This window comes from Streptomyces sp. NPDC003042, assembly GCF_053591315.1.
Genome location: NZ_JBSFTP010000134.1, coordinates 1 through 10,003 on the forward strand (window position 1 = coordinate 1; position 10,003 = coordinate 10,003).

Here is a 10,003-nt window from a genome sequence, read left to right on the forward strand (position 1 = left end):
ACCTCGCCGCCTACGCCCACCAAGACCTCCCCTTCGAACGCCTCGTCGAAGCCCTCAACCCCACCCGCACCCTCTCCCACCACCCCCTCTTCCAGACGATGTTGACCCTCCACAACACCGAGGGCGCCCAGTCCCAGGCCGGGGCCCCGCAGTTCGCCGGCCTCACGGCGCAGGCGGAGGCCTCGGAAGGGCTCTCGGCGCGCTTCGACCTGTCGTTCGCGCTGGCCGAGCGGTTCAGCGCGGGGAACCGCTGCGCGGGCCTGTCCGGCAGCGTCACGTACAGCACGGACCTCTTCGACCGGGAGACCGTGCAGGCGATCGCCGACCGGCTGGTGCAGCTGGTCGGCATGGGCGTGGCCCACCCCAACCGGCCGATCGGGCAGCTGGAGATCATGAGCCCGGCCGAGCGGCAGTCCCTGCGGGAGTGGAACGACACCGCTCGGCCGGTGCCCGCCGACTCCGTGCCCCGGCTGATCGAGCAGCAGGCCGCACGGACTCCGGATGCGCCGGCGCTCGTCTTCGCCGGTGTCCCTCTGTCGTACGCGGAGCTCAACGCGCGCGCCAACCGGCTCGCCCGGCATCTCATCGCGCAGGGCGCGGCCCCGGGCCGGTTCGTGGCGGTGGCGCTGCCGCGCTCGGCCGACCTGGTCGTGACGCTGCTCGCGGTCCTCAAGTCGGGCGCCGCCTACCTGCCGATCGACCCCGGCTACCCCGCCGACCGCATCACCTACATGCTCGACGACGCGGCTCCGGCGCTCACCCTCACCGAGCCGGCCGCCGCGGCCGACCTGGTGGCGTATGACGGCACCGACCTGGCGGACGGGGAGCTGCGGACGCCGATCCACGCCTCACACCCCGCGTACGCCATCTACACCTCGGGCTCCACCGGCCGCCCCAAGGGCGTCGTGGTGCCCCGGGGCGCGCTGGGCAACTTCCTGGACTCCGTGGGCCGGCGCTTCGCACCGGGTGCCGGGGACCGGCTGCTGGCGGTCACCACGGTCGGCTTCGACATCGCGGGTCTGGAGATCTTGCTGCCCCTGCTGCACGGTGGGGCCGTGGTCCTCGCGGACGAGGAGACCGCCAAGGACCCGGACGCACTGCTGCGGACGGTCGCGGAGTCGCGGATCACCATGCTCCAGGCGACGCCCAGCCTGTGGCAGGGGCTGGTGGCCGCGGACCGGGGCGAGTTGGCCGGGGTCCACGTACTGGTGGGCGGCGAGGCACTGCCGTCCGAGCTGGCCAAGGCGCTGGGCGCGCGGGCCCGTTCGGTGACCAATCTGTACGGTCCCACGGAGGCGACGATCTGGGCCACAGCCGCCGAGCTGTCCGCCACGGGGCCGACCGGGCCGACCGGGGCGGCCGGGTCCGCCGGACCGGCCATCGGGCGGCCCCTGGCCAACACCTCGGCCTACGTACTGGACTCGGCGCTGCGCCTGGTGCCCGCAGGGGTGCCGGGTGAGCTGTACCTGGCCGGGGCGCAGCTGGCGCAGGGCTACCACCTGCGTCCCGGGCTGACGTCCGAGCGGTTCACCGCCGACCCGTACGGGCCCCCGGGCTCACGCATGTACCGCACCGGGGACCTGGTGCGGCGGGACCGGGACGGCGCGCTGCGCTACCTGAGCCGGGTCGACCAGCAGGTCAAGCTGCGCGGTTTCCGGGTCGAGCTGGGTGAGATCGAGTCGGAGCTGGTCCGGCACCCGTCGGTCGCGGAGGCGGCGGTGGTCGTCCGCGAGGACCGGCCGGGCGACCAGCGGCTGGTGGGGTACGTCGTCGCGGGTGGGTCCGCGCCGGACGCGGCCTCGCTGCGGGACCATCTGCGGCAGCGGCTGCCGGAGTTCATGGTGCCCACGGCTCTGGTGGTCCTCGACGCGCTGCCGCTGACGCCGAACCGGAAGCTCGACCGTGCCGCGCTGCCCGCCCCGGACTACGCCGCCGAGCCGGCCGGGCGGGCCCCGCGCGATCCCCGCGAGGAGATCGTCTGCTCGCTGTTCTGCGAGGTCCTCGGCACGACCCGGGTCGGCATCGACGACAGCTTCTTCGACCTGGGCGGCCACTCGCTGCTGGCGAGCCGGCTGGTCAGCCGGATCAGGACCGCGCTGGGCGTCGAGCTGTCCGTACGGCAGTTCTTCGAGACGCCGACTGTCGCCGGGCTGTCCGGTGCGCTCGACGCGGCCGCCGGCGCCCGCACGCCGCTGGTGGCACGCTCCCGGCCGGAGCGCGTTCCGCTGTCCCCGGCGCAGCAGCGACTGTGGTTCCTGCGGCAGTTCGAAGGGCCGTCGGCGACCTACAACATGCCGACGGCGCTGCGGCTGACCGGTTCGCTGGACCGGGGAGCGCTGGAACAGGCGGTCAACGACGTGCTGGAGCGGCACGAAAGCCTGCGGACCGTCTTCGCCGACGACGAGCGGGGTTCGCACCAGATCGTCCTGTCCGCCGACCGGGTCCGTCTGCGCCTCGGCGTCACGGACGCGGTGGCCGAGGGCCTGGAGCGGCAGCTGGCGGAGGCGACCGGTCACGTCTTCGACCTGACCGGCGAAATCCCCTTCCTGGTGCGGCTGTTCAGGCTGTCCGACACCGAGCACGTGCTGCTGCTGCTCATCCACCACATCGCCAGCGACGGGTGGTCGACGACCCCCCTCGCCCGCGACCTCACCTCGGCGTACGCGGCGCGCAGCGCGGGCGGGGCGCCCGGGTGGGAGCCGCTGCCCGTCCAGTACGCCGACTACTCCCTCTGGCAGCACGAGGTCCTCGGGGACGAGTCGGACCCGGACAGCACCGCCGGCAGGCAGCTGGCCTACTGGAAGGAGACCCTGGCGGGCCTGCCCGAGCAGCTGGAGCTGCCCACGGACCGGCCCCGTCCCGCCACCGCCGGCTACACCGGCGACCGCATCCCCTTCACCGTCCCGGCGGCGCTGCACGCGCGGCTGGCCGAGCTGGCCCGGGCCGCCCACGCAAGCCCGTTCATGGTGGCCCAGACGGCGTTCGCGACGCTGCTGACCCGGCTGGGGGCGGGCGAGGACATCCCCATCGGCACGGCGGTGGCCGGCCGTACGGACGAGGCGACGGAGAACCTCGTCGGGTTCTTCGTCAACACGCTGGTGCTGCGCACCGACACCAGCGGCAACCCCAGCTTCCGCGAGCTCCTGGACCGCGTCCGTACCGGCGATCTGGCCGCGTACGCGCACCAGGACGTGCCGTTCGAGCGTCTGGTGGAGGCACTCAACCCGACCCGCAGTCTCTCCCACCACCCGCTCTACCAGGTGATGATCACCTTCAACAACACGGCGGAGGCGGTGCGCGAGGAGGACCGCGGCCGCGGCCCCGCGACCGGCGGTGACGCGCTGCTCAACGCCACCCGGATGACCGCCAGGACGGGGGTGGCGAAGTTCGACCTGTCGCTCACCCTCGGGGAGACCCACGACGGTTCCGGCGCTCCGGCGGGCATGCGGGGCTCTCTGGAGTACCGCACCGAGCTGTTCGACCGGGAGACCGCGGAGTCGATCATCTCGCGGCTGCTGGGTGTGCTCGGTTCCGCGACGGCCGATCCGGACCAGCCGATCGGCAGGATCGGCCTGCTGGATCCGGCGGAGCGCCGGCAGGTGCTGGAGGAGTGGAACGACACCGCCCGCCCCGAGCGGGAGGCGACCCTTCCCGAACTCTTCGAGGAGCAGGTGGCGAGGACGCCGCAGCGGCCCGCCCTGTCCGCCGACGGGACGACGCTCACGTACGAGGAACTCAACGCCCGCGCCAACCGGCTGGCCCACCTGCTGGTCGAGTCCGGAGCCGGACCCGAGCGGGTGGTGGCGCTCTCCCTGCCGCCGTCGGTGGACATGGGAGTGGCGGTCCTCGCGGTGCTGAAGAGCGGCGCCGCGTACCTTCCCGTCGATCCGTCCACGCCGCCGGAGCGGGTCGCCGTGATGCTGGACGACGCCCGTCCGGTGTGCGCTCTCACCGCGCTCTCCGTTCCCGAGGGGCTGTTCCCCGACGGGGTGCCGCGGCTGTCGCTGGACGACCCGGCGGTGCGCGGCAGGCTCGCCGAGCGGCCCGCGTACGACCTGACCGACGCCCACCGGACCGGTCCGCTGTCGCCGTGGAACGCGGCGTACGTCATCTACACCTCCGGGTCGACGGGCCGCCCCAAGGGGGTGGTCGTGGAGCACCAGCCCGCGGTCAACTACCTGGCGGTCTCGGCCGAGCTGTACCCGGGGGTGGCCGGGCACGCCCTGCTGCATTCGCCGCTGTCCTTCGACCTGACGGTGACCGGCCTGTTCGCGCCCCTGCTGAACGGCGGCTGCGTCCACCTCGCGGACCTGGAGGAGCTGCACGAGCGCCACCTGGCCGGCGCCCTGCCCGAGGGTCTGCCGCAGATCACCTTCCTGAAGGCGACACCGAGCCACCTTCCGCTGATCACCGAACTGCCCGGGGGCTACGCGCCGCGGGGCGACCTGGTGCTGGGCGGCGAGTCCCTCACCGGGCGCGCGGTACGCACGGCGCTGGAGGCGCACCCGGGCATGACCGTGCTCAACGAGTACGGGCCGACCGAGACCATCGTCGGCTGCACGACCTGGCGGGTGGACTCCCCGGAGGACCTCGACGACGGGGTCCTCACCATCGGCCGCCCTTTCCCCAACACCCGGATGCTGGTCCTCGACCAGTACCTCCAGCCCGTACCGGCGGGCGTCCCCGGTGAGCTGTACGTCTCCGGGGTGCAGCTGGCGCGCGGCTACCTGGCCCGGCCGGGGCTCAGTGCCTCCCGGTTCGTCGCGAACCCCTTCGAGGGGCCCGGTGAGCGGATGTACCGGACAGGTGACGTCGTGCGCTGGAACCGCCGCGGCGACCTGGAGTTCATCAGCCGCGTGGACGACCAGGTGAAGATCCGCGGCTTCCGGGTGGAGCTCGGCGAAGTCGAGTCCACCCTCGCGCGGCACCCCGCGGTGTCGGAGGCGGTGGCGGTCGTCCGCGAGGACCGGCCGGGCGACCGGCGCCTGGTGGCGTACCTGGTGGCCGCGCAGGACGCCGGAGGCGCCGACGGCGCCCGCGGCGGGGCGGCGGACCCGGAGGAACTGCGGGCCTTCGTACGGGAGGCCCTGCCCGACTACATGGTGCCGTCGGCGTTCGTCACGCTGGACCTGCTGCCGCTGACGGTCAACGGCAAGCTGGACCGCCAGGCGCTGCCCGCGCCCGACTACGGGCAGCGTTCCACGGGCCGCGCACCGGGCACCGCCGTTGAGGAGCTGCTGTGCCGGCTCTTCGCGGAGGCGCTCGGGCTGGAGTCCGTCGGCGTCGACGACGGCTTCTTCGACCTGGGCGGCGACAGCATCCTGTCCATCCAGCTCGTCAGCCGCGCCCGCGGCCAGGGCCTGGCGATCTCCGTCCGGGACGTCTTCGAGCACCAGAGCGTCTCCCACCTCGCCGAGTCCCTGAGCCGGGAGGCCGAGGCGCAGCCGGACCAGGCGGACGCCGAGGTGTACGGCTCGACCGGTCCGGTGCCGATGACCCCGATCATGGGCTGGCTCTCCGAACTCGGCGGTCCGGTAGCGCCCTTCAACCAGTCGGTGGTGGTGTCGGTACCGGCGGACCTGGACGAGGACCGGCTCCTGGGCGCCCTGCGGACCCTTCTCGACCACCACGACGCCCTGCGCCTGCGGGTCGAACCGGACTGGACGATGTCCATCCCCGAGCCCGGGACACCGGCGGCGGACGCCCTGCTCACCCGCCACCACGCCCCCGGCCTCGACGAGAGCGCACTGCGCACGACCGTCACCGCGCTGGCCGCCGCCGCGCGTGACCGGCTCGCCCCCGAGGGGGGCCGCATGCTGGAGGCCTGCTGGCTCGACCGGGGCCTGCAGACGGACGGACTGCTCGTCCTCGTCGCGCACCACCTCGTGGTCGACGCCGTGAGCTGGCGCTTCCTCGTACCCGATCTGGCCGCGGCCTACGACGGCCGGCCGCTCGCCGCCGGCGGCACCAGCTGGCGCCAGTGGGCCGGGACCCTGCGCGACCTCGCCGCGCAGCCCGCGACGGAGGCCGAGACGGACCACTGGCTCCACACCCTCGACCACACCGCCACCCTCACCCTCGACCCGGCCCGCGACACCCACGCGGGCGCCGGCCAGCTCACCCTCGACCTCGACGCGGAGACCACCGAAGCCCTCCTCACCTGGGTGCCGGGCGTCTACCACGCCGAGATCAACGACCTCCTGCTGACCGCCTTCGGGCTCGCCGTCGCCGACTGGCGGCGCACGCGGGGCCAGGACCCCGACGCCCCGGTCGTCATCGACCTCGAAAGCCACGGCCGCCACGAGCACCTGGCGGCGGGCGCCGACCTCACCCGCACCACCGGCTGGTTCACCTCGATGCACCCGGTGCGGCTGAGCCCCCAGGTCGGCGGGGACTGGGCGCAGGTGTGGGACGGCGGACAGGCGGCGGGACGCGCCCTGAAACGGGTGAAGGAGCAGCTGCGTGCGGTCCCGGGAGACGGCGTCGGCTACGGCCTGCTCCGCTACCTCAACCCCCGCACGCGCGCCCTGCTGTCGCGCCGCCCCGCTCCCGAGTACGGGTTCAACTACCTGGGGCGGTACACGGGCGGCCGCGAAGCGCGCGAGGGGGCGCAGCCGCCCGCGTGGAGCGTGGTGGGCCGGGGCGTGGCCGGCCAGCATCCGGACATCGCGCTCGGGCATCCGGTCGAACTGGTCGCCGGTGCCCACGACACCGAGCACGGGCCGCGGCTGCACAGCGTCTGGACGTATGCGGCGGGCGTGCTGACCGAGGACGCGGTCCGCCGACTCGGCGAAGGCTGGTTCAGGGCACTGAAGGCGCTGGTGGAGCACGCCCGCCGGCCCGAGGCCAGTGGCCTGACTCCCTCGGATGTGTCCCTCACCTCGCTCAGCGAGGACGACATTTCACGGCTCGAAAGCGAATGGGGTTCCCTCTGATGGCCAAGTCCGGTCTGGAAGACATTCTCCCGCTCTCTCCGCTCCAGGAGGGAATGCTGTTCCACAACCTCTTCGACGCCGAGGAGCTGGACGCCTACAACGTCCAGGTCTTCATCGAGCTCGAAGGCCGGGTCGACGCACAGCGGCTGCGCGAGGCCACCCAGGCGATGCTGAAGCGGCACTCGAACCTGCGCGCCGCCTTCCGCCACGAGGGGCTCAAGCGTCCGGTGCAGCTCATCCCCCGCGAGGTGGCCGTGCCCTGGCGGGAGGAGGACCTGAGCGCGGCGGCGGAGGCCCAGCGGGAGGCCGCGGCGGAAGAACTCGCCTCCGAGGACCGCTGGACGCGGTTCGACCTGGCCCGGCCGCCCCTGATCCGGTTCACGCTGATCCGCCTGGGCGCGAGCCGGTACCGGCTGGTGATGACCAACCACCACATCCTGCTCGACGGCTGGTCCATGCCGGTGCTGCTGCGCGAGCTGCTGACGCTGTACACGGTCCACGGCGACGTCACGGCGCTGCCGCGGGTCCGCCCGTACCGCGAGTACCTCACCTGGCTCGACTCCCGCGACCGGGGCGCGGCCGAGGAGGCCTGGACGGAGGCCTTCGAGGGCTTCGACACCCCGAGCATCGTGGCGCCGGACCGGGGGGCGCTCACCTCGGCCCCCGAGCGGATCCACTTCGTGGAGGACGAGAAGTTCACCGCCGCGCTGACGCGGTTCGCCCGGTCCACGGGGGTGACCGTGAACACCGTGATCCAGGGCGCCTGGGGCCTGACCCTGTCCCACCTCACGGGGCGCGACGACGTGGTGTTCGGGGTGACGGTCAGCGGCAGGCCGCCGGAGCTGCCAGGGATCGACACGATGGTCGGCCTGTTCATGAACACGCTGCCGCTGCGCGTGCGGCTGCGGCCGGCGGAACCGCTGGCGGAGTTCCTGCGCCGGGTGCAGAGCGAGCAGGCGCGGCTGATCGAACACCAGTGGGTGGGGCTCGCGGAGATCCAGCGCTGGGCCGGTTCCGGTGCACTCTTCGACACCGCGATGGTGTTCGAGAACTACCCGCTGAACTCAAGCCGCGGCCGGCCGCCGGGCGTGGACGCCGCCACGGACCTCCCCACGGTGCTGAAGATCCACTCCCGCGACCAGATGCACTACCCCCTGGGCCTGCTGGCCCTGCCCCGGGACAACACCCTGCGCTTCTCCCTGGGTTACCTGCCCCACCTCTTCACCGCCGAGCGGATCGACGAGGTGATCGCCGTCTTCCGCCGCGCCCTGCGGGCGGTGGTCGAGCGCCCGCGGACGCCGGTGGGCGCCGTCCCGCTGCTGGACCCGGCGCTGCGGCGCACGGCCTTGGAGGAGTGGAGCGGCTCCGACTACGAGCGGCCCGCCGAGCTGTTCACGGACCTGTTCGAGGAGCAGGCGGTGCGTACCCCGGACCAGCCGGCCCTGATCGCGCCCGACGTCAGCCTCTCGTACGCCGAACTCAACGCGCGCGCGAACCGGCTGGCACGGCGCCTGGTCCAGCTGGGCGTCGGACCGGAGCGGCTGGTGGCGATCGCCGCGCCGCGCTGCGGCGACCTCGTCGTCGGCATGCTCGCCGTCCTCAAGGCCGGCGGCGCCTACGTGCCCATCGACCCGGCCTACCCGGCCGACCGCATCCGGCACATGATCGAGGACTCCGATCCCGTGCTCGTGCTCACCACCGCCGAGGTGGACGCGCAGCTGGGCCGCGAGACCGGGCGTCCGCTGACGTTCGTCATGGACGACCCGAGGCTGCGCGAGACGCTGCTGGAGCACTCCGCGGACGATCTCGGCGACCTGGAGCGGAGCGCCCCCCTGCGGCCGGACCACCCGGCGTACGTCATCTACACCTCCGGCTCCACGGGCCGCCCCAAGGGCGTGCTCGTCGAGCACCGGGCGCTGTCGGCGTTCGTCAGGCACTGCCGGGCGACCCAGGCACCGGACATATCAGGCCTGTCGGTGATGCAGGCCTCGGCGTCCTTCGACCAGAGCGTCGGATCGCTGCACGCCCCGCTGATCAGCGGCGGCTGCGTACGGCTGTCGGACCTGGAGAGCCTGGCCGAGACCGCCGTGGCCGAACCCGGTTTCCGCCAGGCTACGTTCATGAAGGGGACGCCGTCGCACCTCGCGCTCCTCGCAACGATGCCGGAGTCCGTCTCGCCTTCCGGGATCCTCACCCTCGGCGGTGAGCAGCTCCTCGGCGAGCACCTCTCGCCGTGGCGCGAGGGGATGCCCGAGGTGACCCTGGTGAACGTCTACGGTCCCACCGAGGCCACCGGTCACTGTCTGGAGCACTGGATCAGACCGGGCACCGCGGTGCCGTCCGGCCCGGTGCCGATCGGCACCCCGCACCACGGGGTTCGGCTGTACGTGCTGGACGCCGCGCTGCGCCCGGTGGGCCCGGGTGCGGACGGCGAGGTGTACCTGGCCGGCGCGCAGCTGGCCCGCGGCTACCTGGGCCGCAGCCGACTGACGGCCGAGCGGTTCTCCGCCAACCCCTTCGGCGCACCGGGCAGCCGGATGTACCGCACCGGTGACGTCGCACGCTGGAACGGGAGCGGGGAGCTGACCTTCGTCGGCCGCGCGGACGACCAGGTCAAGCTGCGGGGGTACCGCATCGAGCTGGGTGAGATCGAGTCCGCCGTCGCGGCCGAGCCCGGCGTCCTGCAGGCCACCGTGGTGCTGCGCGAGGACCAGCCCGGCGACCAGCGCCTGGTCGCGTACGTGGTGGCCGACCGCGCGCACTGGAACGAGGCCGCCGCGTACGCCGGGCTCTCCCGCCGGCTGCCCGAGTACATGGTCCCCTCGGCCTTCGTGACCCTGGACGCGCTGCCGCTGTCCCCGAACGGCAAGCTGGACCGCAAGGCACTGCCCGCCCCGACCTACTCCGGGAAGGCCGCCGGCCGGGCCGGCCGCTCACCGCGCGAGGAGATCCTCGTATCCCTCTACGCCGAAGTCCTGTCGCTGCCCCACCTCACCATCGACGACAACTTCTTCGACCTCGGCGGCCACTCCCTCCTCGCCACCCGCCTCGTCAGCCGCATCCGCACC

General features: G+C 73.3%; 2 protein-coding genes. Both read left to right on the top strand.

The genetic code is table 11. From position 1 onward, the window contains the following. Positions 1 to 6,935: amino acid adenylation domain-containing protein (locus tag ACWDYJ_RS34920; protein WP_451569625.1), on the top strand; the 6,935-nt coding region annotated here is incomplete at its 5' end. Continuing rightward, the coding region (locus ACWDYJ_RS34925; RefSeq protein WP_451569626.1) for an amino acid adenylation domain-containing protein at positions 6,935 to 10,003 on the top strand (3,069 nt) is incomplete at its 3' end. The genes ACWDYJ_RS34920 and ACWDYJ_RS34925, both read left to right, overlap by 1 nt.